We start from the raw sequence: 24,597 nt of genomic DNA, 5'->3' as shown, positions 1-24,597 counted from the left end.
CGATCCGCGCCTATATCGACTCTCGTCCGGAGGAGTAAGCGCGTGACACTGCGGGCGTCCCTGACCGCGCTGGCCTTCATGGCACTGGCGACAATGCTGTGTCCGGTGCATCAGGCCGTTGCGCGTCCGCTCGACGAGGTGGTCGCCGCCAAGGTCCTCCGCGTCGTTGTCTACCGGGACAATCCGCCGTTCTCCTACATGGCGGGCGAGGAGGTTCGCGGCATCGACGTCGATCTCGCCCACGCAATCGCGCGCGAACTCGGTGTGAAGGCCGAGATCGTCGCGCGCATGTTTGCCGAGGATGTCGACGACGACCTCCGGTTCAACGTGTGGAAAGGGCCTTATTCCGAGGGCGGCGTCGGCGACGTCATGATGCACGTCCCCGTGGATCGCGATCTGATGGCGCGCAATCCGCTCGCCGTGATCAGCAACGCGTATTTCCAGGAGCGCGTGGCGCTTGCCATCGATACGAAGCGGCTCACGCCGCCGATCACGTTCGATGTGTTCCTGGAGCACAAGATCGGCGCGCAATACTCGACCGTCGCCGACTACTTCTTGCTTCGCTACGCCGACGGCAAGCTGATCAACAACATTGCCCACTACACGAAGCTCGAGAAAGGCGTCGACGAGTTCTTGAAGGGCGATACGGCCGCCATGCTGGAAGTGCAGTCCTCGCTCGAGGGAGTGATGCACACCAAGGGAGCGAAGGCCGAGTTCATCGATTTGCCGATGCCCGGCTTGGCGCGCAAGACGTGGCTCATCGGTACGGCCGTCAAGGACAACAGCCGCGATCTCGGTTACGCCGTCGGCAACGCGCTGGAGGCGCTGAAGTCATCGGGCGAGCTGAAAGAGATCTTCGCCCGGCACGGCGTGACCTACATCGCACCGGAGTGATCTCCCGAGTGACCCCCGAGCGCAACGGTGCCCGAGCGCGGCCGTGACCGCAGGATCACGGGCTCGCGCGATGCTGAGAGATCAGGAATTCCACACCGGCCCGGAGAATGCCGGGGCTCAGTCCGCCGATGACGGCCGCCTGCACCGTGTAGCCGAGCAGCAGAGCGAGAAGTGCCCGCGCGAGGGGGGCCTCCTCCGTTGACGCGCCGAAGAGACCGGCCGCCTTCCATCGCGTGACGCAGCCGGCGAGCTGGCCCAGGAACGCGTCATAGAACGCCTGCATGGCCGCCTTGAGCTTCGGGTCGCGCTGGCTTTCGGCCCACCCCAGCAACGCGATGCGCTTGAGGTCGAACCCGTCGCGCTTGGTGAAGGCCTCGATCGCCTCCGCGATACTCTCGAGCAGCTCGACGGGCGGAGGTGGGCTCTCGTTGTCGAGGATCGGCCGGAGCGTTTGCGCCAGCCCCTGCATGGATGTGGTCAGGGCGGCCTGGACCAGGTCGTCCTTGTTCTTGAAATACGAGTAGACGGCACCGGCCGACAGACCCGCTTCGGCGATGATGTCGTCCATCCGCGTCGCGTGCAGACCGTTCCGGTCGAAGCACCTCCAGCCGGCATTCAGAATTTGAAGCCGACGCGCAAGCTTTTGTTCTTCAGAGAGTTTTGCCATGAACCATATCTAGAACGAACGTTCGTTCTTGACAAGAGGGCAGCATGTCGCCTATTTAGAACGAGCGTTCGTTCTAGATATGGAGGCGACTGTGATCCGCGTTATTCCCATCGAGACTGGCAAGGCCCGAATGAAGACGGCTCAGATGACGGGCCGGGACGGTCGGGGCGGCGTCGGCCGCAAGATCGATATCTTCCGCGACAAGAACTGGGTCGATCCGCTGCCGATCCTGTCGTTTCTGATCGAGCATCCCGAGGGCAAGTTCATCGTCGACACCGGCGACACGTGGCGCAATTCCGTGCCGGGCTATCTGCCGTGGTGGAATCCCTTCTTCACCAAGCAGGTGCAGATCAAGGTGGCGCCCACAGAGGAGATCGGCACGCGGCTCGCGGCGATGAACGTCGATCCTGCGCGCGACGTCGCGGCCGTCATCCTCACGCACTTCCATCACGACCACACCGGCGGCCTCGACCATTTCCCGCACAACCGCATCATCGCCCCGCGCGAGAGCTATGAGGCGTCGGTCGGTCTGAAGGGCAAGATGATGGGCTGCCTGCCGCAGCACTGGCCGATTTGGTTCAAGCCCGACCTGATCGTGCCCGGGACCCGCGCCGACGGTCCGTTCCCGCTGATCCATCCCATCACCCGCGATGGCCGCATTTTCATGGTGCCGACGCCCGGACACAGCGAGGGGCACATGTCCGTCGTCGTCAGAGGCGAGGGCGTCACCTACTTCCTGGCCGGCGACGCGACGTATTCGGAAAAGAACCTGCGCGCCGAAAAGCCCGACGGCGTGACGAACAACCCCGGCCTATCGATTGCCACGTTGCGCGCCATCAAGGCGTTCGCGGGCAGAGAGCCTACAGTCATTCTGCCGGCACACGATCCGGAAGGTCCCGCCCGGCTGGCCAAGCACGCGGTTCTTTCTTGATCCGCGAGTCGCGGATCGAACGGCCCCGCCGCGCGCAGCGGCGTAACCGAGCACCGCGTGGTGACGACCCGCGTGGCGCCACAACACGGTGTCGAGACAACGCGTCGAGACAAACGTCTTGAGCTGTCCGAGGTGATCTCTGCGATCGAGACCTCCCTGAGGGCGAGGGAAACGTCTGTCGCGGACGACAATGCCTCGGACAGCTCCAGCGTTTGCTCGGAGCCATCCGCCCCCATGGCCTCGAAGAACCGGGCGTGCAAAGCGCAAGTTGAGCGGCTGTGCGCAAGCCGCGTTGTCAGCGCGTCCCCTCCGCTTCCCGCGCAATGAGTGTGCGCTTGCGCTCGACGCCCCAGCGATAGCCGGAAAGCGATCCGTCGTTGCGAACCACGCGATGACAGGGAATGGCGATCGCGATCTTGTTGGCCGCACACGCCGAAGCCACCGCGCGCACGGCTTTCGGCATGCCGATCCGCTCGGCAATCTCTGAGTAGGTCACGGTCGTCCCGGCGGGAATGGCCCGCAACGCCTCCCACACGCGGTGCTGAAAGGCCGTGCCGCGCAGGTCGAGCGGCAAATCGAAACCGCTGCGCGGCGCGTCGACGAGACCGACGACCTTCGCCATGACGTCCTCGAACGCGCGGTCGCCGCCGATCAGCGTTGCGTTCGGAAACCGGTCCTCGAGATCGTGCACCAGCGCCTCTGCGTCGTCTCCGAGCAGGATCGCCGTGATGCCCTTGGCGCTGGCCGCGACGAGGATCGCGCCGAGCGAGCATTCGCCGACGGCGAAGCGCATGTCCGTTGCGGCCCCGCCGGCGCGAAAGTCTGAGGCGGTCATGCCGAGCGCCGCGGCGGAATCCGCGTAGAAGCGCCCGCTGGAGTTGAAACCCGCGTCATGAATGGCCTCAGTTACGGTTCGGCTTTGGGAGAGCGTATCGCGCACGCGTTTGCGACGGTGCGCCGCTGCGTAGGCTTTCGGCGTCACGCCCGTGGCAGCTTTGAAGATGCGGTGAAAGTGAAACGGACTGAAGCCCGCCCGCTGTGCGAGATCGTGCAGTGAGGGCGGCGTCTCTGCGGCCTCGATGAACCGGCAGGCATCAGCCACCGTGTTGGCGTGCTGAGCCCCGAGAGAGACCTGATCGGGCTTGCAGCGTTTGCAGGCGCGGAACCCGGCCGCCTCCGCGTCCGCGGCCGTGGCATGAAACGCGACGTTTTCGCGATTGGCACGGCGCGCCGCGCAGGACGGCCGGCAATAGACGCCGGTCGTCGCCACGGAATAATAGAATGTGCCGTCGAAACGGCCGTCGCGCGTGGTCACGGCCGCCCAGTACGCGGCCTCGGATGCGGGCCCCAGGCCTGCAGTGAGCACGCCCGCTTTTCGGGCTTTAGCTGTTTTCGATCCTGTCATGCCCTCAAGATAGGCGGCGACGGCCCGCCGCGCACTCCGCTCCTTGCTCTCGAACTCGGAAAAGTGCGCGCTTCGTCCGATCGCGAGGCGCCCGCGGGCTGTCACTGAGCACCTGCACACCAAGCTGGTTTCGCGCCGCCGCGAACACACGTAACCTCAGGGCAGCTTCCAGGCGCCAGAGGTTCGGCCGAGGGGCACGAACCGGCGCGGAAGCGTGCCAGTCGTGCGCGTCGAAACCAGGAGCGGAACATGGAAGGCATTATCATTTGGCTCATCATCGGCGCCATCGCCGGTTGGCTTGCCGGCCAAGTCATGAAGGGCGGCGGATTCGGCCTCGTCGGTGACATCGTACTCGGCATCGTCGGCGCCGTCGTCGCGGGTTGGCTGTTGCCGCGGATCGGACTTCACATCGGCGGCGGACTTGTCGCCGACATCATCAACGCCACCATCGGCGCCGTGATCGTGATTTTCCTGATCAGATTGGTCGCGCGCTAGAGCCTGCGTTTGAGCCGCGCGCGGTCAGGCTCGCGGCGAGCACGGAAACAGGCTTTCAAGCGAACGCTACACAACGTCGGGCATGGCGCTTCACGCGCCGTGCCCTTTTTCTATGGGCCGGTCGCTTTACACCCTGCGCCTGACATCGGTGTCTGCGCGGCACCGATCCCGTTCCATGTCGCCCATTGTCCCCTGTCCCCCGCAACGCCACCTATAGGTGACCAATCGAGGGAAGGAGCATCTTCGTGACGACGCCGCCTAAAACCATCGATCCCGGAACGCGGATCGGCCACGTGCACCTCAAGGTCGCCGACCTCGAGCGAGCGCTTGCCTTCTATCGCGACGTGCTGGGGTTCGAGGTCACGCAGCGCTATGGCAACGAGGCCGTTTTCCTGTCGGCCGGCGGCTATCACCATCACATCGCGCTGAACACCTGGGAAAGCCGGGGCGGAAGTCCGCCGCCGCGCGGCACCACCGGGCTCTATCACGTCGCAATCGTCTATCCGACACGGGCCGCCCTGGCGGACGCGTTGCGCCGCCTTGGCGCCGCGGGCATTCCGCTCGAAGGCGCAAGCGACCACGGCGTCAGCGAAGCGCTCTACTTGCGCGATCCGGACGGCAATGGCGTCGAACTCTACTGGGACAGGCCGGCGGACCAATGGCCCCGGCGAGCGGACGGCGCCCTCGCCATGACGACCGCGCGCCTCGACCTCGCGAACCTGGCCGCCGCCGGCTGAGCTCTGCCGCACACGAAATATGCGCCACGCCGGTTCCCCGGCGGGCGCATATCTGAATTCGTCGATTAAGATGTCCGTGCCGAGCCTTAGGCCGCGGCAGCAGCCTTCTCGGCCAGCGCCTTGGCGACGTCGCGCTTGAGCTTCAGGCACTCGGGCGACAGCTCGTCGGCCTTGGCCTTGGCGAGGAACGCGTCCAGGCCGCCGCGATGCTCGACCGTCTTGAGAGCGTGCGCGGTGATGCGCAGCTTGAACTGGCGGCCAAGCGCGTCGCTGATCAGCGTCACGTTGACGAGGTTCGGCCGGAACTTGCGCCGCGTGGCGTTCTCGGCGTGGCTTCTGTTATTGCCGGAAAGCGGCAATTTGCCAGTCAACTCGCAGCGCCTCGTCATCTCGAAAAATCCTTACCTCTCCGCCCGGCTCCCATCCACGCCGTAGGGCGGACCGGAATTCGCGGGGAAATTCAATGAAAATGGCCCGCCGAAAGGATCGGCGGGACCGTTGGCGCCTTCTATACGCGAGCCGCCGCGAGGGCGTCAAGCGGTGCGTCCATCCTTCGCCGCCGATTGGCGAGGCCGCGCCAGCGGCTTGGGGGGCACACAGAGAAATTTTACAGACGCGGAACGGAATAGAAGATTTGGGGATTAATAAGGCGAGGGTTCGTGTCAGTCCGGCGCAGCGTTGAGGGGTTTGTTAAACCTTGGGCGTCAAACTGGCCTCGTGTGTTCGATATCGTAAACCCGCTTTAACACGTCGAACGGTAGTTGCTGCCGGCGTGAGGGGTAGTGAGTAGTCATGGTACAGGTATCTTATCGTCGCGTCCGTGCGTTGAGTGTGGCGTTGGGGGCTATGGCCCTCGCAGCGGGACTGCCGCTCCGGGCGGAGGCCCAGCAGCAATCGGCGCCGGCCATTTCTCCGGCCAAGGTGCAGGCTGCCTACAAGATCTCCCTCAACGGGTTCGAGCTTGGCGACTTCAACTTCAAGTCGAACGTAAGCCGCACGAGCTACACGCTCGACACCGACGTTCAGATCTCGGCTCTGCTTGGAGTCTTCAAGTGGAAGGGCGTAACGCGCTCCACCGGCACGCTTTCGGCCAAGGCGCCCAAGCCTGAAGATTTCCGCTTCAACTACGAAAGCTCCGTGCGCAACGGGTCGATCTCCATGGGCTTCGGCCAGGACGGCCTTGAAACGCTGTCCGTGCTGCCGACGACCATCGAAGCGGCCGACACCGTGCCGCTGACGCGCGCGCACCTTAAGAACGTCGTCGATCCCCTGAGCGCGATCCTGGTCATCACCCACAGCAGCGCGGCCACGCCGTGCGGCCGCAAGGTCGCCGTTTTCGACGGCAAACAGCGCTTCGACATCGATCTGCGCTTTGCCCGTAAGGAAGCCGTTGCCGGCATCGAGGGCGAAACCGCCATCGTTTGCCGCGTGAAGTACACGCCGATCGCCGGTTATCGGCCCACGGAAGAAACCCGCGAGCTTGCCACCTCGAACGGCATTGAGATCGCCTTCCGCATGGTCCCGTCGGCCAAGTTGATGATCCCTCAGTCGATGACCCTGCCCACGGCCGCCGGCCAGGCGCGCATCGACCTGCAGAGCGTCAACATCGAAGTGCCGAACGGGCAACTCGCGTCGGCGCAGTAGGTCACGCGCCGCCGAACGATCGACTACTGAGGCAGGATTTTGAAAAAGGGCGCCCAACGGCGTCCTTTTTTGTCATGTCCAGTTTGCCGTGCCGGTTTTCGCCGTCTTGAGGCCGGAGCCAAGCGGCCTTGGCGCGCTCGCTCCGCCCTCGTCCGGGCCACGCCAACCGAATGTCCGCAGGTCCTTGAAACGAAACGCTTGATCTCGCTTGCCCGCAATGCAATGCCAGGGGCGTCTGTAATGGAGATTTCGCGTATGGCGAGTGATTTCGAAGCGCGCATTCGCAATGTGACCGCGGTTCTCGGCCCCACAAACACCGGTAAAACGTACCTCGCGATCGAGCGCATGCTGGGTCACGAGAGCGGCATGATCGGCCTTCCGCTGCGGCTGCTCGCCCGCGAGGTCTACGACAAGATCGCCGCCCGCATCGGTGCCGACAAGGTCGCGCTCATCACCGGCGAAGAAAAGATCAAGCCCGAGCGCGCCCGCTACTGGGTCGCGACCGTCGAGGCGATGCCGCGCGACATCGACGTCGACTTCCTGGCCATCGACGAAATACAGCTCGCCGCCGATCCCGAGCGCGGCCACGTCTTCACGGATCGCCTGCTGTACGCGCGCGGCCGCAAGGAGACGCTTCTGCTCGGCGCGCAGACCATGCGCGAAGCCATCCAGGATCTCATTCCCGGCGCCAACTTCATTTCCCGCCCCCGCCTCTCGCAGCTCACCTACGCGGGCGAGAAGAAGATCACGCGCCTGCCCGGCCGCACGGCCGTCGTCGCCTTCTCCGCCAATGAGGTCTACGCCATTGCGGAGCTGATCCGCCGCCAGCGCGGCGGCACGGCCGTGGTGCTCGGCGCGCTCTCGCCGCGCACGCGCAACGCGCAGGTCGCGCTCTATCAGTCCGGCGATGTGGACTTCCTCGTCGCTACCGACGCAATCGGCATGGGCCTCAACCTCGATGTCGATCACGTCGCCTTCTCGGCCATGCGCAAATTTGACGGCCAGAACTTCCGCAACCTGACCGCCAACGAAATCGGCCAGATCGCCGGCCGCGCCGGCCGTCACATGAACGACGGCACGTTCGGCGTGACAGGCAACTGCGAGCCATTCGACGCGGATCTCGTCGAGCGTCTCGAAACGCACAACTTCGAAAGCGTGCGCGTTCTGCAGTGGCGCAACCGCCGCCTCGACTTCTCGACGCTCGAGCGCCTGCGCGACAGCCTGCGCGAAATGCCGAACGAGCAGCGCCTGACACGGGCGCGCATGGCCGACGACGTGGCCGCCCTCGAGACGCTGTCGAACATCCGCGAGATCGCGTCTTACGCAAACTCGCCCGCCGCCGTGCAGCGCCTGTGGGAGGTCTGCCAGGTTCCCGACTACCGCAAGATCTCGTCGCAGAACCACGCCGAGCTGTGCGCCTCTCTCTATGGCTACCTGATGAGCGGCGAAGGCCGCGTGCCCGAGGATTGGTTCGCCAAGCAGGTCGCGTTCGCCGATCGCACCGACGGCGACATCGACACGCTCGCCAACCGCATCGCCCACATCCGCACCTGGACGTTCGTGTCGAACCGCGCCGACTGGCTCAAGGACCCGGGCCACTGGCAGGGCCGCACGCGCGCCATCGAGGACAGCCTGTCGGACGCGCTCCACGAGCAGTTGACGCAGCGGTTCGTCGACCGGCGCACCAGCGCCCTCATGAAGGGCATGCGCGACAAGGAAGAGCTCGCCGCCGAGATCGGAGAGGACGGCGCCATCACCGTCGAAAATCATGCCATCGGCAGCCTCAAGGGCTTCCGCTTCTCGCCCGAGACGCAAACCGAAGGCGTCAATGCCAAGGCCGCGCGCAACGCGGCTGCACAGGTGCTGTCGCGCGAGCTCGGCATGCGCGCCCGCCGCGTCGCCGCCGCCAAGTCGGAGGCGTTCAAGCTCTCGCGCTCGGCGCGCATCCTGTGGCGCGATGAGGAAATCGCCACCCTCGAAGCGTCCGACGATCCGCTCAAGCCGCTCGTCGCCGTGCTCGCCGACGAGCATCTGTCGCCGCCCGACCGCGAAAAGGTGCAGGCGCGTCTCGAAGCCTGGCGCGACGAGATCATCGCCGAGCGCCTGAAGCCGCTGGTCGACATTGCCAAGGCCGAAGACGTGACGGGCCTCGCACGCGGCATCGCATTCCGCCTGACGGAAAGCTTCGGCATGCTGAAGCGCGAGCAGATCACCGACATGATGAAGCACCTCGATCAGGAGGCGCGCGCCCAGCTCCGCAAGTACGGCGTCCGTTTCGGGGCCTTCAACATCTACTTCCCGCAGCTCTTGAAGCCGGCGCCCGCTGAGCTTGCAGCCACCCTGTGGGCACTGAAGAACGCGGCCGCAAACGGCCTCTCGCTGGAGGCCCTGCCGGAGCTGCCGCGCGCCGGTCTCACCTCCGCGCCCGCCAACCCGGCTACGCCCGAGGCGCTCTATCGCGTCTACGGCTTCCACCTGTGCGGGCCGCGCGCCGTGCGGCTCGACATCCTCGAGCGCCTGGCCGATCTCATCCGCCCGCTGCTGGCGTGGCGGGCCAAGCCGGACAATCCGGTGCAGCCGCCCAAGGGCTCGACCGGCGACGGCGGCTTCGTCGTCACGCCCGAGATGATGTCGATCCTCGGCTGCTCGCCCGATGAATTGAGCCACGTGCTGAAGGCGCTGGGCTTCCGCGTCGACCGCAAGACGGTGACGCCTTCGCCCGCGCCGGTCGCGGCAACACCCGCAGCTCCGGCGGATGCTATCGCAGCCGACGCGGTCTCCGCGAACGAGGACATCGCCGCTCCGGTGAGCGAAGCGCCGGCTGCTGAAGCCGCGTCGGAATCTGCGGAGACGGTCGAAGCTGGTGGTGCCGAAGAGGCTCCCGCCGCGCCGGTTGAGACCGCGGACGCAGCACCCGACACGACCGCTGAGCCCGTGAAGGCCGAAGCTGCCGTGCCCACTGTGATCGAGATCTGGCGGCCGAAGCGCCGTCACGACGAACGCCCGGCGCCCCGCGAAGGCGACCGCGCCGCCCGCGACCCGTCGCGCAACAACGAGCGCGGCGACCGCCGGCGCCACCAGGGCCGGCGTCCCGGCGCGCATGGCCAGCCGAATGACCGCCCGGCTGCTGCGCAGGCGCCCGCCGGCGACGGCACCGCGGCACCGCAGGACGCAAATCCGGCCTCCGCCGATGCGGCAACGCCAGGTGGCCGCCCGCAGCATCGCGACCGCGGCCGCGATCGCGGTCCCCGTGATAACGATCGCAACGCGCGCGACAACGACCGCAACCGGCCGCGTCCGCAGCGCGGCCGCGAGGGCGGTGGCAGCCAGGGCGACCGCAACCGCGATGACCATCGCCGTGACGGCCGACGTGACGATCGCCGCCGCCATGAGGACCGCAACGCACCGATGATGCGCTCGGCCAGCCCGCCGTCGAAGAAGGGCGGCGCCGTGGATCCGGATTCGCCGTTTGCCCAGCTCGGCGCGCTGCGCGAAGCGCTCGCCAAGCAGGCCCGGGAGAAAAACCCGACATGACCGAGCCCGTGTCGAGCGGTGGCCCAGGCGAGAGCGGGCAACGGCTCGACAAATGGTTGTGGTTCGCGCGCCTGACGAAATCGCGGACGACGGCCGCCGCCGAGGTGACCGGCGGCAAGATCAAGGTCAACCGTGTGACGGTGACCAAGGCCAGTCACACGATCAAGCCGGGTGACGTCATCACGTCCCGCATTTCGAAGAACATCCGCGTGCTGCGCGTCGTGGCGCCCGGAACCCGCCGCGGCCCCGCCCCCGAGGCGCGCCTGCTGTACGAGGATCTGAGCCCGCCACCGCCTCCGCGCAGCGAGGCCGCGCCCACCAGCGCCTGGGCTGAGCGCGCCTCAGGGTCCGGCCGGCCGACCAAGCGCGAGCGGCGCAAGATCGACGCCTTCAATGGCGAACGCTGAGTAGCTTGGGAGAGCGCCTGATCCGGGCGGGGATGTGGCGTCGCGGGACTTGCTATGGGGTCCGGCTTTTGGCACACCCCAGGGCCAGCGCCCATTCGCGCGAAGGCATGGTGATCCGGACCCGTCAGCAATGACCTACGTCGTCAACGAAAAGTGCATCAAGTGCAAGTTCACGGACTGCGTGGAGGTGTGCCCGGTCGATTGCTTCTACGAGGGTGACAATATGTTGGTCATCCATCCCGACGAGTGCATCGACTGCGGCGTCTGCGAGCCTGAGTGCCCCGTTGATGCGATCAAGCCGGACACGGAGCCGGGTCTTGAGCGTTGGCTTGAGGTAAACCGCGAATACGCAGACAAGTGGCCAAATATTACTTCAAAGAAGCCTGCACTGGCTGAAGCAGACCAGTACAGAGATGAAAAAGACAAGTTTGATAAATATTTTTCTTCGGAGCCCGGCTCTGGCGACTGACGTTTGACTGCGCCCGCCCGGCCCTAAGGCTAAAAATGTGCATTGCACCAAATCGGTGACTTAAGCAAGTTCCTTAAGCGCTAGATCACCTATATTCGGGCGCACCCTTCAATAATCACTGATTTTGTGTTATAAGTAATGCTCGGTGATTGTAGAACGGAATGCAAACAAACCTGGCCCATCAGAGCACCCTTCACGGACGCACCCCCCTGTTCGTGACGGAATGTTGAGGCGTGTCAAAATGCACGCCTCGCGGGCTGAGACTATTCGTCTGACGCGAAGAACACGGGCTGGCGATTTCTGCACTGCGATCCGACATAGGAGGGAGACCCTGAAACGACGGCAAACACATGGCCGCCGGTCGGGGTTTGTGTGTGACTCGACGGACGGCGGGCAAAGTCCGGTTGTATAGTATGGCTTAACCCACCCGGGGTTGAGTGTTCGTGATACGAGAGAGTGAGACGAAGCCTATGGCTCAGAAAAGCAAAGCGCACGCAAAGGCCCGCACGTCCAAAGCGCCCCCTTCGGCAAAAGCGGCCCGCCCGGCCCCCGCTGTGAAAGCGCCGGTCAAAGCTGCTGCCAAGTCTGCCGCTGTCTCATCGAACCAATCCAAGAAGCCCGGCGCAGCGAAAGCGGCCGGCGCTAAAACTGTCGTCAAAACTGCCGTGAAAGGGATTGAGATGAAGAAAGCAGCGGGCACCTCCAACGCCAAGAAGCCGACGTTGAAGGCCGTTGTTCCTCCGTCTCGAGCTGCCGCCCCGGCGGCCAAGGTTGCTGCTGCAGCGCCCAAGAAGGCCGCCGCCCCCGTTGCTGCGCCTGCTGCCCCCGCGCGCGCCGCGGTGAGCCCGGCCCGCGCCGCCGCGGCCCTGTCCAAGTCTGGCGGCCAGAAGCTGACGGCCCCCGTTCAGCCCGCGTCCCCCAAGGACATCGCCGAGAAGACGGCGGCTGCAGCCCGCGCCATCGCGGCTCAGAACGCCCAGAAGAAGTCGGTCAGCCAGCGCCACGGCTTCAAGACGAACGAATTCATCGTCTATCCGGCCCACGGCGTCGGCCGCATCGTCGGCATCGAGGAGCAGGAAATTGCGGGCATGTCGCTCGAGCTGTTCGTCATCACCTTCGACAAGGAGAAGCTGACGCTGCGCGTTCCGACCGGAAAGCTCGACAGCGTCGGCATGCGCAAGCTCGCCGACGACGGCATCGTCAAGAAGGCGATGGAGACCCTCAAGGGCCGCGCGCGCGTGAAGCGCACCATGTGGAGCCGCCGCGCCCAGGAATACGTCGCCAAGATCAACTCGGGCGATCTCATCTCGATCGCTGAGGTCGTGCGCGACCTGTACCGCTCCGAGGCCCAGCCCGAGCAGTCCTACTCCGAGCGCCAGCTCTATGAGGACGCGCTCGACCGGATGGCCCGCGAGCTCGCGGCCGTCGAGAAGCTGGACGAGCGCGGTGCAGTGCAGCGCATCACTGAGGTTCTGTCGAAGAGCGCTCGCGGCCGCCGTTTGGCCGAAGGCGCCGACGCCGAAGTGAAGGCCGCCTGAAAGGATTGACGGGCACCCCGTCGGTCCGGTTGCTATCGTGAAGTTCGAAACGCCCTGCCCTCACCGGCGGGGCGTTTTGCGTTTTTCTCCCCGCGGCTCTCCCCAGATCCGGGAACCCGTCCCATTTAATCTCCCTGCCGCGAGGGCTTGGGATGCCAGGAGGGATGGCTTTGAAACGACGGGCTTTTCGATTTAATCTCCCTGGTCGGCGGCGCCCGTGTTCGCGCCATCTAGGATTTCGATCGCGTCCACGGTGCTGAGCACGATCATCGGGCCGTTGCGCCGCTCGATCCAGCCGCGCACGCGGATTCGGCGTCCCGCCAATCCCTCGATCCGCGTGGCAACCTCGGCGCCGCCGCGGTCGACGACGGCGGTGGGCAGGCTCGCGGTGAAGTCGTCGCGCCAGCGTTCGCCGAAATTGATGTAGGTGGTCTCTTTCGTACGCGCGGCCGTCCGCACCGTGCCCTGCACGATTGCGAACCGCCCGGTCAGGCGCAACAGCGCATCCGGGTCCGCAGCGTCGTAGACCGGGAAACGGTCGTCGCTCCAGAGGCCGCGCCGGGCCAGTCGCGCCTCCGTTTCGGCCTGGAGCAGCGCCACGAGGCAGGGTGCGTCTCCCGGCAAGGCGTAGGCCCTGGCCTGTCCCGAGAGGATCATATGCTGCTGCACCCAAGCCGCGCCGGCCGGCTGCGCCACCGAAAGCTGCGCCAGCACCCGCTTGTACCGGTCCAGCTTGCCGCCCGCGAAATGCAGCGTCACCTGCCGGCCGCCCACCAGCTCTTCTAGGGCTCGGCGGCTCGCGTCCGCAGGCGGCCAGCCTTCCGCTGAGCCGAGGCTGAGATCCGGTTTGGGAGCCAGCGCCCCGATCAGACGCACCTCGCGCCCGTCGTCGAGCACCAGCGTGTCGCCGTCGATGACACGGGCAACGTAGTGCGATGGACCCGTCTCAGGCGCGCAGGCGATTTCCGCCTCGGCGCGCGCGGAGAAAAATGCCGGTGCCAGGAAAAGCGCGAGGAGAAAAAGCGGACGAATGCGAGGCACGAAGATCTGTCCCGGCGGATGGGTCTCGGCGTGGAAGCGCAACGGATGCTGTCGCAACCGTTTCACGTCAAACTTGAAATCACGAGATCGGTGGCCGGAACGAGAGCCGCCGGATCCAGCAGATCGTCGATGTCGAGATCGAGGGGCGTATCGAAAGCGGCCGCCTCGGCCCAGTTGAGCGTCACGCCGGTGTCCGCGTCAATGGTCTCATCCAGATCCCCATCCCGTGCGAGGCCGTGCGCGAGATCGGTCTCGGGCTCGGTCTCAGGCGCCCCGCCGGGTTCGGTCATCGACACGGGCCTGCGCGGGCGCTGAGGGTCGCGGCCTATGGGCTCGTCGCCGACCACAGGCGACACCGGCAGTCCATCGGACGGCGACGGCCCCGGACGCTGTCGCGCGCCAACGCCCGGACGGGCACCCACCCCCAGACCCTCTCCGAGCCCCAAGCCGAGCCCCACGCCGGGACCGGCCACAACGCGGTCGCGGCTCACGTCCCAGATGATGTCTTCGATCGAGAACAGAAAGTCTTGGCCCCGCGCGTGCGTGACGATGAAGTCGGGCGCGAGGTGAGGCGCGCCGGGCGGCGCCGCTTCGATGCGCAACTCGCCCGCCCCCGAATAGTCGACGGTGTCCGTGCCGTCCTGATCGTAGGAGAGCCCGGGCTGCCCGCCGTGGATGATATTGACGCCGTGCGACCAGCGGATCACGTCGTTGCCGCGCCCGCCGTAGAGTTTGTCGGTCTGGCCCGGATCGTCGCCGCCGATCAGCACGTCGTCGCCCGCCCCGCCCACGAGCGTGGTGAACCCGTGCCCGACCGAAAGCGTGTCGGAGCCGGACGTGCCGAGCAGCGTGCGAAGCCCGGGCGAGAGCAGGGTTCCGTGCGGAAGCGCACTGTCGACGTCGATCCCTGCGTGGAACAGCAGCGACGCGACCAGCGACGACGAGTTGATCGTCGGCAGCGGCGAGCCGGCCGGCGAAACGGCGATGTAGGGAAAGCGCTGCCCGGCGATGTCAGCCGCATAGGAGACGAGCGTCGCCCACGCTTCGAGGCTCGCGGGTCCCTCGACCACTGCGCGCGATCCCCGCCCCATCGGAAGTCCGAGCCTCTCGGTCAAAGCCTCGCCGGTCAGCCCTCCGTTGGCATCCGAAAGCGTGGTGCCCCCGTCCCAGCCTTCCACGTCGAGAACGATCCCGTCAGGTCCGGCCTCGCGCAGACCCTCAATCACAAACCATCCGTCTTGCGGCGATTTCAGCGGCTGGAGGCCGGTCTCGAAGACGATCTGCAGGTGATCGAAACCCAGCCATCCCAGTCCCAGGATCTCGACCGGCACGCGTTCGACTTTGACGGAACTCATCGCACGCTCCGATGTGTGACATCGGATCGACGATAACAACCAAAGGTTGAATATTTGGCTTATACGGGATGACTTTGGCTCACATCGGTCAAATCAGATAGCCCGGCGTTGTGGTGTGTGCGCCCTATCCAATGGGACTCGAACGGGTCAATACTTCCCGAAAACACTGCGAACACTTGCTTTCGGCCATAAAAGAAAAGGGGAGACGACAAAGATGGGATCCGTACTGAAATCGCTGCTGCTTGGCTTCATTGCCGGCGCCATCGCCATGGTGACGGTGCACGAGCTGATCAGCCAATGGCTGTACATTCATGAATATACAACGCGCATTCCGTGGTCGATGGAGCCGTCGACGCTGACCGGCTATCCGCAGATTGCGACCGATGCCGTCCTGGGCGGCGTCTGGGGCGCACTGTTCGCGCTGATTCTGGGCGCCGTGCCGCGTGGCTCGATGACCCTGCGCGGCGCGCTGCTGGGGCTGATCGGCCCGGGTGTCCTCGGCGCGCTGGTGCTGATGCCCCTCGTCAAGGGCGAGCCCCTGTTCCTCAACCAGGACATCAACCTGATCTGGCCGTTCCTGGTCACCGCAACGGGCTTCGGTGCCGTGACCGCCTGGCTGTACGGCTTCCTGTCGTCGGGGTGCCGCCTGCCCTGAACGAGGCTGCCGCCGCGTTTCACGGTGCCGTATACACCCGTGATTGATTTCACGTGAGTCACGGCCAAACGTGCATCACGGCAAGACAAGACGCCCGGCTGCAGTGCGCGGCCGGGCGTCTGCTTTTGCGGCGGGCCGCGTCAGGCCTTCGCGTTGAGGCGGTCGAGATACTCGGGCGCCGGAACGGTGATTTTGGGATCGATGGCGCCGATCGCCGCCGCGTCTTTTTTCGCGTAGTCGAGCCGGCCGAGGATCACCCGCATCGCCTCGAGGCGCGCGCGGCGCTGATCGTTGGCGTTGATGACCGTCCACGGACTGACGGCCGTATGCGTATGGCGCAGCATCTCCGCCTCGGCGCGCGAGTAGTCGTCGTACTTGTTGATGGCCGCGAGATCGATGTCGGTCACTTTCCACTGCTTGAACGGATCGTGCCGGCGCTCGTGGAAGCGCTTGAGCTGCATTTCCTGGCCGACCGTCAGGTAGATCTTGAAGAAGCGGATGTCGTCGCGCACCAGCAGGGCCTCGAACTCCGGCGCGTCGCGCAGAAAGCGCGCCACCTGCTCCTCGGTGCAGAACCCCATCACGCGCTCGACGCCCGCGCGATTGTACCAGCTCCGGTCGAACAGAACCAAATCGCCCTTCGTGGGCAAATGACTGATATAGCGCTGAAAATACCATTGCCCGCGTTCGGCTTCGGTCGGCTTGGACAGCGCTACGGAGCGCGAATGGCGCGGGTTGATCCGCTCCAGGATGCGCGAGATGCAGCCGCCCTTGCCCGACGTGTCGCGCCCTTCGAACACGACGACGAGCCGCTCGCCCTTCTCCTCGATGTGGGCCTGCAACTTGATGAGCTCGAGTTGCAGCTTTTGCAGGTCGTCCTCATAAAGCCCGCGCTTGAGCTTGTCGTCGTAGGGGTAGCCGCCCGACTTCAACGCCCGCTCGTCGAGCGCTTCCGGAAAGACGGGATCGTCGATGTCGAATACGGCCCCCGGACCCGCCTTTGCGGCCTTCTCCGGCTTGGCATCCTTGGACTTGGTCCCGTCCTTGTCTTTTCCCATGCGTCTGTCCTCGGTTCGTGACGTTCAGCCGGTGCCACGGATGAACTGTCACACAAGTGTTGTTTATCGGGTCGCCGGATTGCGATGGGCAATCCCTCCAGGCGGACGTCGATGAGCATCATAGCGACAGGGTATGAATCGCCAAGGCCAGCAGGACCGCTCACCGTAAGGGTTGAGGCGGTTGCGGCGATCGAGGCATTATGCGGTCCCATGACGGATCGCCCGCTGCTTTCACGAATTCTCCCGGCGCTCACATCCACGCTCGGGCAAACCCAGGCTGTGCTTCGCGCTGCCGGCCGCCGCATGCGCGTGCGCATGGGGGCGCTGACGATCACCGGCATGCTCTTTCTCGTTCTGATGGGCGCAGGCGATGTCCCGGCATGGGTGGCGCTCGCCGGTTTCGGGCTCATGGCCACGATCATCATGCAGCAGGCCGCGCCGGGCAGTGACGAGGAGCGCAGCGAGGAGGCTTCGCGGACTTGGTCGCCGTCGCGGCGGGATACGGGCGACGACGGCGGCTGGCGGCCACTCGTCGATGCCATGCCCGACGCCGTGGTCGCGCTCGACCACAACTTCGTCGTGATGCACTTCAATGCGATGTTCGAGGATCTCTTCCCGAGAGTGCGGGTGCAGCAGCCGCTGAGCCATGTCTCGCGTAATCCGGAACTGAACGAAGCGGTGGAACGCGCCGTGTTGTCCGCCGAGCCCGTCGTCGTCGACCTGTTCGAACGTGTCCCCGTCGAGCGGCGGATCTCGGCAACCGTCTCGCGGCTTGGCGGCCGCGACAGCCGGCAGACCGGCCTGCCCTTCCTCATCATTTCGCTGCGCGACATGTCCGAGCAGGACAAGCTTGCCCAGATGCGTGCCGACTTCATCGCCAACGCGAGCCACGAGCTGCGCACGCCCTTGGCGTCGCTGCGCGGCTTCGTCGAGACGCTGCAGGGCCCCGCGCGCGACGACGTCCAGGCACGCGAGCGCTTCCTCGGCATCATGTCGAGCCAGGCCAACCGCATGACGCGCCTGATCGACGATTTGCTGTCGCTGAGCCGCGTCGAGATGCGCGTCCATCTTCGCCCGCGCGGCATCGTCGAGCTGAACGAGGTTGCTGCCTACGTCGCCCAGGCGCTCGAGCCGCTCGCCGCCTCATCCAAGATCAAGATCATTGTCACCAAAAGCGAGTCTCTGATCCGCATTCGTGGCGACCGCGACGAGATCGTGCAGGTGATCCAGAACCTGGTCCACAACGCCATCAAGTACGGCAAGGAGAACGGCCGCGTCGAAGTCGCCGTGTCGCGCGTGCTGGACGGCACGCCGCCGCAACCGCGCGCGCTCGTGGCCATTGCCGACGATGGGCCGGGCATCGCGCCGGAGCATTTGCCGCGCCTGACCGAGCGCTTCTATCGTGCAAATGCCGCAGCCAGCCGCGACAAGGGCGGCACGGGCCTCGGACTCGCCATCGTCAAGCACATCGTCATCCGCCACAGCGGCGAGCTCAGGATTTCGAGCGTCGTCGGCACGGGCTCGACGTTCTCGCTGCTGTTCGATGAGCTGGGTTCCCGCGGCTAGCGCACCGCGTCTAGTCCGTGCGGTACTTTTTCAGCTCGCGCACGAGCGCGGCGAGCTTGTCCGCCACCTCCGCACCTGTATCGACGGAGGCCTTCAGCGTGGCGCGGTTCTGGATCAGCTTGTTGAGCCGATCCTGGCACTCGCCGAAGCCGAAGAAAATGTCCTCCGGCGCCTCGATCGTGCCGTCCTCGACGGCGCACATCACTTCGAAGGCGCTCTGCGAGGCCAGCACCAGCATCGACGCCACGTCGTTGATCGACTGCTGGTAGAGCTTGGTTGCGTCCAGCCCGACGCGCGGCCCGTGCACCCCGAACTTGAGCGGCGACGAGCCTTGCGCGCCTTCGCCCGCAAACAGTTTCGGGTTGCGCTGAAAGCGGCGGAAGATCTCGGTGAGATGCAGGCAGCAGGTCTCGAGTTCGCGCAGCGCGGTGACGGCCTTGCGCTTCGGGCGCATGCGGTCCGTGGTGCGCTCGCGGGCGGCCCAATTGATGGTCGCGATCGACGCGATGGTGCCGAGCGCCGCGATGGCCGGCAGCACCGCCGCGAACGGGTCCGGCGCAAGCCGCGAGTCGCTCTCTTCGCTCGCCGTAGGTCCGGGATCTTTGGCCAATGCTTACCTTCTGGTGCCTGTGCCCGCCTTTTGGGAGGACGGGAGGAGGCACAATTTACGTTGCCGCCGTTCGTGGCAAGGGCTCCGCTGCGCACCCGCAGCATGGAGCACGCCAGTCTGTCGAGAAGACGGCGGCTTTTTTCTTATCTTCCCGTCGTGAAAAGGGGTCCGAGCTGGCGGCCGCCAAGTCCACACGAGCGCCGCGCCGAAGCGCGCCTGGCAAGCCCGCGTCTGCCAAACCGCCCTCCTGCGCGCAGCCTGAGGCGTCAGTACACGCGCGCCTTCGGCTCGATGTAGGCGATCTCGTTCGTCAGCGTGCGCGTATGCACGGGCCGGAAATCGAGCTTGACCGACTTGTTGGCGCAGTCCGCGAAAGCGAGCGTGTGCTTCATCCAGTTCGCGTCGTCGCGATTGGGGAAGTCCTCGCGTGCGTGTGCGCCGCGGCTTTCCTTGCGGTTCTCGGCGCCGACGACCGTGACAGCCGCCTGCGAGATGAGATTGTCGTACTCCAGCGTTTCGACCAGGTCCGAATTCCAGATCAGCGAGCGGTCCGTCACGCCGATGTCGTCGGACGCCTTCCAGATTTCGCCAATCTGCTTCACGCCCTCCTTGAGCAGAGGCCCGTCGCGGAAGACCGCGCAATGCTTCTGCATCACCTTCTGCATGCGCAGCCTGAGAGCTGCCGTAGGCGAGCCGCCCTTGGCGTAGCGGAAGCGATCGAGGCGGCTCAATGCCTGCTCGGTCGAGGCGCGCGCGAAATCCGGCTGCGTGCCGCTCTTCTCGATGGTCTCGGCGCAGCGGATCGCGGCTGCGCGCCCGAACACGACAAGATCGATCAGGGAATTCGAGCCGAGCCGGTTGGCGCCGTGCACCGAGACGCAGGCCGCCTCGCCGATAGCCATCAGGCCGGGCACGACGTGGTCCGGATTGCCGCCGCGCAGCGTCAGCACCTCGCCGTGATAGTTCGTCGGAATGCCGCCCATGTTGTAATGGACCGTCGGCAGCACCGGGATCGGCTGGCGCGTGAGGTCGACGCCGGCGAACACCTTGGCGCTTTCCGTGATGCCGGGCAGCCGCTCCGCCAGGATCTTCGGATCGAGGTGATCGAGGTGAAGATAGATGTGGTCGCCCTCGGGCCCGACGCCGCGGCCTTCGCTGATCTCGACCGTCATCGAGCGCGAGACGACGTCGCGCGAGGCGAGGTCCTTGGCGTGCGGCGCGTAACGCTCCATGAAGCGCTCGCCCTGGCTGTTGGTGAGATAGCCGCCTTCGCCGCGCGCGCCTTCGGTGATCAGCACGCCCGCGCCGTAGATGCCGGTCGGATGAAACTGCACGAACTCCATGTCCTGCAGCGGCAGGCCGGCGCGCAGCACCATGGCGTTGCCGTCACCGGTGCAGGTGTGCGCCGACGTGCACGAGAAGTACGTGCGCCCGTAGCCGCCCGTCGCAAGAATGGTCCGCTTGGCCCGGAAGCGATGCAGCGTGCCGTCTTCCATCGACAGCGCGATCACGCCGCGGCAGGCGCCTTCTTCGTCCATCAGGAGATCGAGCGCGAAGTACTCGATGAAGAACTCGGCCGAATGGCGCAGCGACTGGCCGTACAGCGTGTGCAGCATCGCGTGGCCCGTGCGGTCGGCGGCCGCGCACGTGCGCTGTGCCGGCGGCCCCGAGCCGAATTCCGTCGTCATGCCGCCGAACGGGCGCTGATAGATCTTGCCGTCCTCGGTGCGCGAGAACGGCACGCCGTAATGCTCGAGCTCGTAGACGGCGTCCGGCGCATGCCGGCAAAGGTATTCGATGGCGTCCTGATCGCCGAGCCAGTCGGACCCCTTGACGGTGTCGTACATGTGCCAGCGCCAGTTGTCGGGCCCCATGTTGCCGAGCGAGGCGGCAACGCCGCCCTGTGCCGCCACCGTGTGCGAGCGCGTCGGAAAGACCTTCGTGATGCAGGCCGTCTTCAGCCCCGCCTCGGCGGCGCCGAGCGTGGCGCGCAGTCCCGCGCCGCCCGCGCCCACGACGATGACGTCGTAGGTGTGGTCTTGCGTGGGATAGGCCGCTCCGATCAGGGCCGGTCCGCTGGCCGGCTTGGCCGGGCCCTTTCCGTTGGTCTTGGCAGTCATAGTGACGCTAGCCTCCGAAGGAGAGCTTGAGGATGGAGAAGACGCTCGCTGCGGCGACGGCGATCGCAAAGAAAGTGTTGAGCATCAGCAGCGCGAGCTTTGCGCCCTCTCCGTGAACGTAGTCTTCGATGATCACCTGCATGCCGATCCGCATGTGGATCGCGGCCGAGCAGATGAAGAGAATGAGCGCGAGCCCGACCAGCGGATGACCGAGCGTCGAGGCGACGGACGCATGGTCGGCGCCAATCAGAGAAATCGCGAGGCCGACGACGAACAGCGACAGCACGAGATTGGCCGCGCCCGTCATGCGCTGAGTCCAGAAATGATCCGCGCCTTCCTTGGCCGAGCCGAGGCCGCGAACATCCTTGAGCGGCGTGCGCATGGACATCAGACAGCTCCTCCCCGAGTGAGCAGGACATAGCCCCAAATCGCGACCGTTCCCGCGAGCGAGACGGCCAGCGTGCCCCACGAGAGCAGATCGATAGTGTCGAGGTCGTAGCCGTGCCCGCTATCCCAGATGAAATGGCGGACGCCACCGGTGAGGTGATGCAGCAGGGCCCAGGTGTAGCCGAACAGCACGAACAGCCCCGGCCATGAGCCGAGCAGTCCCGTCGCGGTGCTATAGGCCTCCGGTCCGCTTGCCGCCGCGACCAGAACGGCCGCCACGATAAGCGTGCCGGCATAGAGCGCTACGCCGGTGATGCGATGGATGATCGACATCACCATGTTGACGAGCGGCCGGTAGATCTGCAGGTGCGGTGAAAGCGGCCGGGCGGCTTTCAGGGCTGCTTTCGTGTGCAGGTTGCCATTGGCGTCGGCCATTGATCCTCGATCCCCCAGATGCACGCACACATGGTCCTAAGGTCTTCGGCGCCCAAATGCCTAGGTACCTTGAGACCTTTGGCGTTTTACCGCGCGCCACCCAGCGGGGCAATTCGACAAATGCCGCACAAAGAATGGCTCGCAGGGCGTGCCGAAAATGCGATGTGACAGGTCAGATTAACGAGCTCGCGATCGCCCTGCCGAGGCCCTGACCACTTTCGTAGGCGTGTTCCGCCAATCGGCCAAGACACCAGTCGCCGCAGGTCCCGAGCTTGTAGTGCGTGGAGTAGATGAAGGATTCGCCGAGCGACTGATCGACGAGGCCGTAGCGCCAGAGATGGGCCGCCATCTGCGAGGGCTTCACGTCCGGCAGCTTGAGCTGGTTGCGCACCTCGGCCCAGATCTCTTCGGCGACGGATTGCGGATCGGCGTCCTCGGTCTCACGGCTCCAGCTTGGCGAAGCGTGGATCACGATCGTTTCCCCGGCGCTATTCCGGCCCGGCTTGGAGTTGTTCCGCGCGATCCAGCGCAGCACTTCCGACATGTCCGAATAGACGTCCTGGTCCGGCAGCACCCGTTCGTCGAGGCGCACCATCACGGCCCAGGTCGGCAGCATCCGCACGCGCGACAGCGTCTCGACCATGCCTTCGATGCGCCCGACGAGCAGGCGCGCCTCGGGCGCGGGAATGGCGACGGCCACGGCCGCGAACGGCCCGACGCTCGTCTGATCCTCGAACCAGACCATCCAACCTTTGTCGGTCTGGGTCAGCGTGTGGACCCGCTTGCCGGTGTGGACGCGAACGCTCTCCGCGAGCGGCCGCACGATCGAGCTCATGCCCGGCGTGCCGACATACCAGGTGTGGAGCTGCACGCCCTTGTTCTCGCCGGACGACATCTTCGCGTCCCAGCGTGCCGCGTAACCGGACGCGACGAGTTCGTTGATATAGGAGCGGAATTTGTCTGAGCGCGCGGTCAGGTACTGGGCGCCCGTATCGAAGGCGACGGTGCCGGTACGCAGCGTGGCGACCCGCCCGCCGAGCACGCGCTCCTGCTCGAACACTTCAACGAAGCAACCCGCACGCCGCAAATACGATGCGCACGATAGACCCGCCAGCCCAGCTCCGATGACAGCCACCTTGTGAGTCAACGCATTTGCTGGCGGCCGGTCCGCCCCTCCACGGATGAAGAGTGTTCAAAAATCAGCATAAATCAAATGGTTCGCGTCGCGGCGGGAGACCGTTGATTCGCCAACGGCCTTCACGCTCATTCATAGCGCGAATTCGAAAAGCGGCAACAGCAAGAGTGCTTCCGGAAAAGTGGGCACCCGGTCATGGCGGAGCCATGCCAATCATGGTGCCCGAGAGGAAGCACGACCCAACAGAGTGCTGCCGATGAGAAGCTCGACAAATCCAAGGGACTGGAGTCTTTTCGCGATCCGGCGAAGACCGGAAAAGACTCGCGCTACCTCCCAGAGCCCTTACTTGGGCAGCACCAGCCAGATGTCGAGATCGAGGATCACGCCATCCTCGTACTCACCGCTCTCTTTCTTAAACGGATGAGCCGCGCAGTCCTGGTTCTTGACCGCGACCAGCCGGGTCCGGAGTGCGCCGACATCGGTGCGCCCGGGTAGCTCGGCCTTCTCCAGAACCTCCGACCACGCATAGACCGTATCGCCAGCGAACAAGGGCGCCACGTGCCGGCCGCCGTTGATCGCAGCGATGTGGAACGCGTTGTTGAGGCCGTTGAACGACAACGCGCGCGCGAGCGAGATCGGCACGCCGCCATAGACGATGCGCTTGCCGAAGCGGCCCTTGGACTCGGTGTGCTGGTTGAAATGCACCTTGGCGGTGTTCTGGTAGAGGCGCGTCGCCATCTGGTGCTCGGCCTCTTCGAGCGTCATGCCGTCCACATGGTCGATCTTCTCGCCGACCGCGTAGCCGCCCCAGCGATAGGACGCGCCGCCCTGGGCGAAATTGTAGGCGCTGATGTCGAGCTTCGGCACCGCGACGCCGATGTCCTTGGGGTCGACGCGATCGGTGAGCTTGGGCACGACGGCCTCAGGCGCAGGCGAAGCCTTGTCGCGCTTCCGCACCATCACCCAGCGGGTGTACTCGAGCACGACCTCGCCGGTCTGGTTGCGGCCCGTCGAGCGGACGTAGACCGTTCCCGTCTCCTTGTTGGAGTTCTCCTTGAGGCCGATCACTTCCGAGACCGTGGACAGCGTGTCGCCCGGATAGGCGGGCTTCAGAAACCGCCCGTTGGCGTAGCCTAGGTTGGCGATGGCGTTGAGCGAGACGTCGGGCACCGTCTTGCCGAACACGACATGGAACAGCAAAAGGTCGTCGACCGGCGAGCGCGGGTAGCCGATGGCGCGGGCGAATTCGTCCGAAGACTGAACCGCAAAGCGCGGGCCATAGAGGCTGTTGTAGACGGCCACGTCGCCGGGCGTGATCGTGCGCGGCGTGGCGTGGTTCAGGATTTGGCCGACGCTGTAGTCTTCGAAGAAATTGCCTGGATTGGTCTTGGTCATCGCTCGCGTCCGAATTTGATCTCGGGCGTCCTATGCCATTTTTGCGGCGCGGACGCGAGTGCGCCAATTCGCTCGCCAAGGACGCCGCGCTGCCGGGAGGCTGGGCTGGGTTCCGCCGG

23 protein-coding genes are annotated in these 24,597 nt (G+C 65.5%); 11 read left to right on the top strand and 12 right to left on the bottom strand.

Annotated elements, in window-relative coordinates; translation table 11 throughout:
- The first annotated feature begins 42 nt into the window (after positions 1 to 42).
- The gene (locus K2Y42_RS13075) at positions 43 to 894 is read left to right on the top strand and encodes an ABC transporter substrate-binding protein (RefSeq protein WP_291153123.1); all 852 of its coding nucleotides are present in this window, start codon (positions 43 to 45) and stop codon (positions 892 to 894) included.
- Between the two features lie 55 nt (positions 895 to 949).
- On the opposite strand, the gene K2Y42_RS13070 is transcribed toward K2Y42_RS13075, so the two are convergent.
- Entirely contained in the window at positions 950 to 1,561 is a 612-nt protein-coding gene (locus tag K2Y42_RS13070; protein ID WP_291153121.1) for a TetR/AcrR family transcriptional regulator, read from the bottom strand.
- Positions 1,562 to 1,652: 91 nt separating this feature from the next.
- Between K2Y42_RS13070 and K2Y42_RS13065 the strand changes: the two genes are divergently transcribed.
- Positions 1,653 to 2,492, top strand: a complete 840-nt coding sequence (locus K2Y42_RS13065) for an N-acyl homoserine lactonase family protein (RefSeq protein WP_291153120.1) — start codon at positions 1,653 to 1,655, stop codon at positions 2,490 to 2,492.
- 295 nt (positions 2,493 to 2,787) lie between these two features.
- Here K2Y42_RS13065 and ada read toward each other — a convergent pair whose 3' ends face one another.
- Complete coding sequence (ada, locus tag K2Y42_RS13060) at positions 2,788 to 4,002, bottom strand: bifunctional DNA-binding transcriptional regulator/O6-methylguanine-DNA methyltransferase Ada (protein WP_291153118.1); 1,215 nt, start codon at positions 4,000 to 4,002, stop codon at positions 2,788 to 2,790.
- Positions 4,003 to 4,146: 144 nt separating this feature from the next.
- Here ada and K2Y42_RS13055 point away from each other — a divergent pair, with 144 nt between their 5' ends.
- Both K2Y42_RS13055 and K2Y42_RS13050 read left to right on the top strand, forming a co-directional pair.
- Positions 4,147 to 4,392 (top strand): GlsB/YeaQ/YmgE family stress response membrane protein, encoded by a 246-nt coding sequence (locus K2Y42_RS13055; RefSeq protein WP_291153116.1) that lies wholly within the window; start codon positions 4,147 to 4,149, stop codon positions 4,390 to 4,392.
- Between the two features lie 245 nt (positions 4,393 to 4,637).
- Positions 4,638 to 5,129: a VOC family protein gene (locus K2Y42_RS13050; protein ID WP_291153113.1), complete on the top strand. Its 492-nt coding sequence runs from the start codon at positions 4,638 to 4,640 to the stop codon at positions 5,127 to 5,129.
- 86 nt (positions 5,130 to 5,215) lie between these two features.
- Here the strand turns inward: K2Y42_RS13050 and rpmB are convergent, their stop codons facing one another.
- Complete coding sequence (rpmB, locus tag K2Y42_RS13045; RefSeq protein ID WP_291153110.1) at positions 5,216 to 5,518, bottom strand: 50S ribosomal protein L28; 303 nt, start codon at positions 5,516 to 5,518, stop codon at positions 5,216 to 5,218.
- 457 nt (positions 5,519 to 5,975) lie between these two features.
- Here rpmB and K2Y42_RS13040 point away from each other — a divergent pair, with 457 nt between their 5' ends.
- From K2Y42_RS13040 to K2Y42_RS13020, 5 genes are all read left to right on the top strand, one after another.
- On the top strand, positions 5,976 to 6,773 hold the full coding sequence (locus tag K2Y42_RS13040) for a DUF3108 domain-containing protein (RefSeq protein WP_291153107.1): 798 nt from the start codon (positions 5,976 to 5,978) through the stop codon (positions 6,771 to 6,773).
- Between the two features lie 255 nt (positions 6,774 to 7,028).
- On the top strand, positions 7,029 to 10,307 hold the full coding sequence (locus K2Y42_RS13035) for a helicase-related protein (RefSeq protein WP_291153105.1): 3,279 nt from the start codon (positions 7,029 to 7,031) through the stop codon (positions 10,305 to 10,307).
- Positions 10,304 to 10,714, top strand: coding sequence for an RNA-binding S4 domain-containing protein (locus K2Y42_RS13030; RefSeq protein WP_291153102.1), 411 nt, complete (start codon positions 10,304 to 10,306; stop codon positions 10,712 to 10,714). Before K2Y42_RS13035 ends, K2Y42_RS13030 begins: the two co-directional genes overlap by 4 nt.
- Before the next feature lie 130 nt (positions 10,715 to 10,844).
- Positions 10,845 to 11,183 carry a ferredoxin FdxA gene (fdxA, locus tag K2Y42_RS13025; RefSeq protein ID WP_291153100.1) on the top strand — a complete coding sequence of 113 codons (339 nt, stop codon included), beginning with the start codon at positions 10,845 to 10,847 and terminating at the stop codon, positions 11,181 to 11,183.
- A gap of 680 nt (positions 11,184 to 11,863) precedes the next feature.
- A complete protein-coding gene (locus tag K2Y42_RS13020; RefSeq protein ID WP_291153098.1) occupies positions 11,864 to 12,721 on the top strand; it encodes a CarD family transcriptional regulator in 858 nt (285 codons plus the stop codon).
- Positions 12,722 to 12,913: 192 nt separating this feature from the next.
- On the opposite strand, the gene K2Y42_RS13015 is transcribed toward K2Y42_RS13020, so the two are convergent.
- Positions 12,914 to 13,828 carry a thermonuclease family protein gene (locus K2Y42_RS13015; RefSeq protein WP_291153097.1) on the bottom strand — a complete coding sequence of 305 codons (915 nt, stop codon included), beginning with the start codon at positions 13,826 to 13,828 and terminating at the stop codon, positions 12,914 to 12,916.
- Positions 13,825 to 15,117 carry a hypothetical protein gene (locus tag K2Y42_RS13010; protein WP_291153096.1) on the bottom strand — a complete coding sequence of 431 codons (1,293 nt, stop codon included), beginning with the start codon at positions 15,115 to 15,117 and terminating at the stop codon, positions 13,825 to 13,827. Before K2Y42_RS13010 ends, K2Y42_RS13015 begins: the two co-directional genes overlap by 4 nt.
- Positions 15,118 to 15,331: 214 nt before the next feature.
- Between K2Y42_RS13010 and K2Y42_RS13005 the strand changes: the two genes are divergently transcribed.
- Positions 15,332 to 15,772 carry a hypothetical protein gene (locus K2Y42_RS13005; protein WP_291153094.1) on the top strand — a complete coding sequence of 147 codons (441 nt, stop codon included), beginning with the start codon at positions 15,332 to 15,334 and terminating at the stop codon, positions 15,770 to 15,772.
- Between the two features lie 140 nt (positions 15,773 to 15,912).
- On the opposite strand, the gene ppk2 is transcribed toward K2Y42_RS13005, so the two are convergent.
- Complete coding sequence (gene ppk2, locus K2Y42_RS13000) at positions 15,913 to 16,830, bottom strand: polyphosphate kinase 2 (protein ID WP_291153092.1); 918 nt, start codon at positions 16,828 to 16,830, stop codon at positions 15,913 to 15,915.
- A gap of 210 nt (positions 16,831 to 17,040) precedes the next feature.
- On the opposite strand from ppk2, the gene K2Y42_RS12995 reads away from it, so the two are divergent.
- A complete protein-coding gene (locus K2Y42_RS12995; RefSeq protein ID WP_291153091.1) occupies positions 17,041 to 18,396 on the top strand; it encodes an ATP-binding protein in 1,356 nt (451 codons plus the stop codon).
- Positions 18,397 to 18,406: 10 nt separating this feature from the next.
- Here K2Y42_RS12995 and K2Y42_RS12990 read toward each other — a convergent pair whose 3' ends face one another.
- The 6 genes from K2Y42_RS12990 to K2Y42_RS12965 form a co-directional block, all read right to left on the bottom strand.
- Positions 18,407 to 19,006, bottom strand: coding sequence for a hypothetical protein (locus K2Y42_RS12990; protein WP_291153090.1), 600 nt, complete (start codon positions 19,004 to 19,006; stop codon positions 18,407 to 18,409).
- A gap of 266 nt (positions 19,007 to 19,272) precedes the next feature.
- Positions 19,273 to 21,126 carry a succinate dehydrogenase flavoprotein subunit gene (gene sdhA / locus K2Y42_RS12985; protein WP_291153088.1) on the bottom strand — a complete coding sequence of 618 codons (1,854 nt, stop codon included), beginning with the start codon at positions 21,124 to 21,126 and terminating at the stop codon, positions 19,273 to 19,275.
- 7 nt (positions 21,127 to 21,133) lie between these two features.
- Entirely contained in the window at positions 21,134 to 21,514 is a 381-nt protein-coding gene (gene sdhD, locus K2Y42_RS12980; protein WP_291153086.1) for a succinate dehydrogenase, hydrophobic membrane anchor protein, read from the bottom strand.
- The gene (gene sdhC, locus K2Y42_RS12975; protein WP_291153084.1) at positions 21,514 to 21,948 is read right to left on the bottom strand and encodes a succinate dehydrogenase, cytochrome b556 subunit; all 435 of its coding nucleotides are present in this window, start codon (positions 21,946 to 21,948) and stop codon (positions 21,514 to 21,516) included. Before sdhC ends, sdhD begins: the two co-directional genes overlap by 1 nt.
- Positions 21,949 to 22,120: 172 nt before the next feature.
- Complete coding sequence (locus tag K2Y42_RS12970) at positions 22,121 to 23,083, bottom strand: FAD-dependent oxidoreductase (RefSeq protein ID WP_291153081.1); 963 nt, start codon at positions 23,081 to 23,083, stop codon at positions 22,121 to 22,123.
- A gap of 342 nt (positions 23,084 to 23,425) precedes the next feature.
- Positions 23,426 to 24,493, bottom strand: a complete 1,068-nt coding sequence (locus K2Y42_RS12965) for a MaoC family dehydratase (RefSeq protein ID WP_366512407.1) — start codon at positions 24,491 to 24,493, stop codon at positions 23,426 to 23,428.
- Between the last annotated feature and the right edge of the window lie 104 nt (positions 24,494 to 24,597).

The sequence above is a fragment of the Hyphomicrobium sp. genome, assembly GCF_019744875.1.
GTDB lineage: Bacteria > Pseudomonadota > Alphaproteobacteria > Rhizobiales > Hyphomicrobiaceae > Hyphomicrobium_C.
This window is presented reverse-complemented; position numbering and strand designations above follow the sequence as displayed.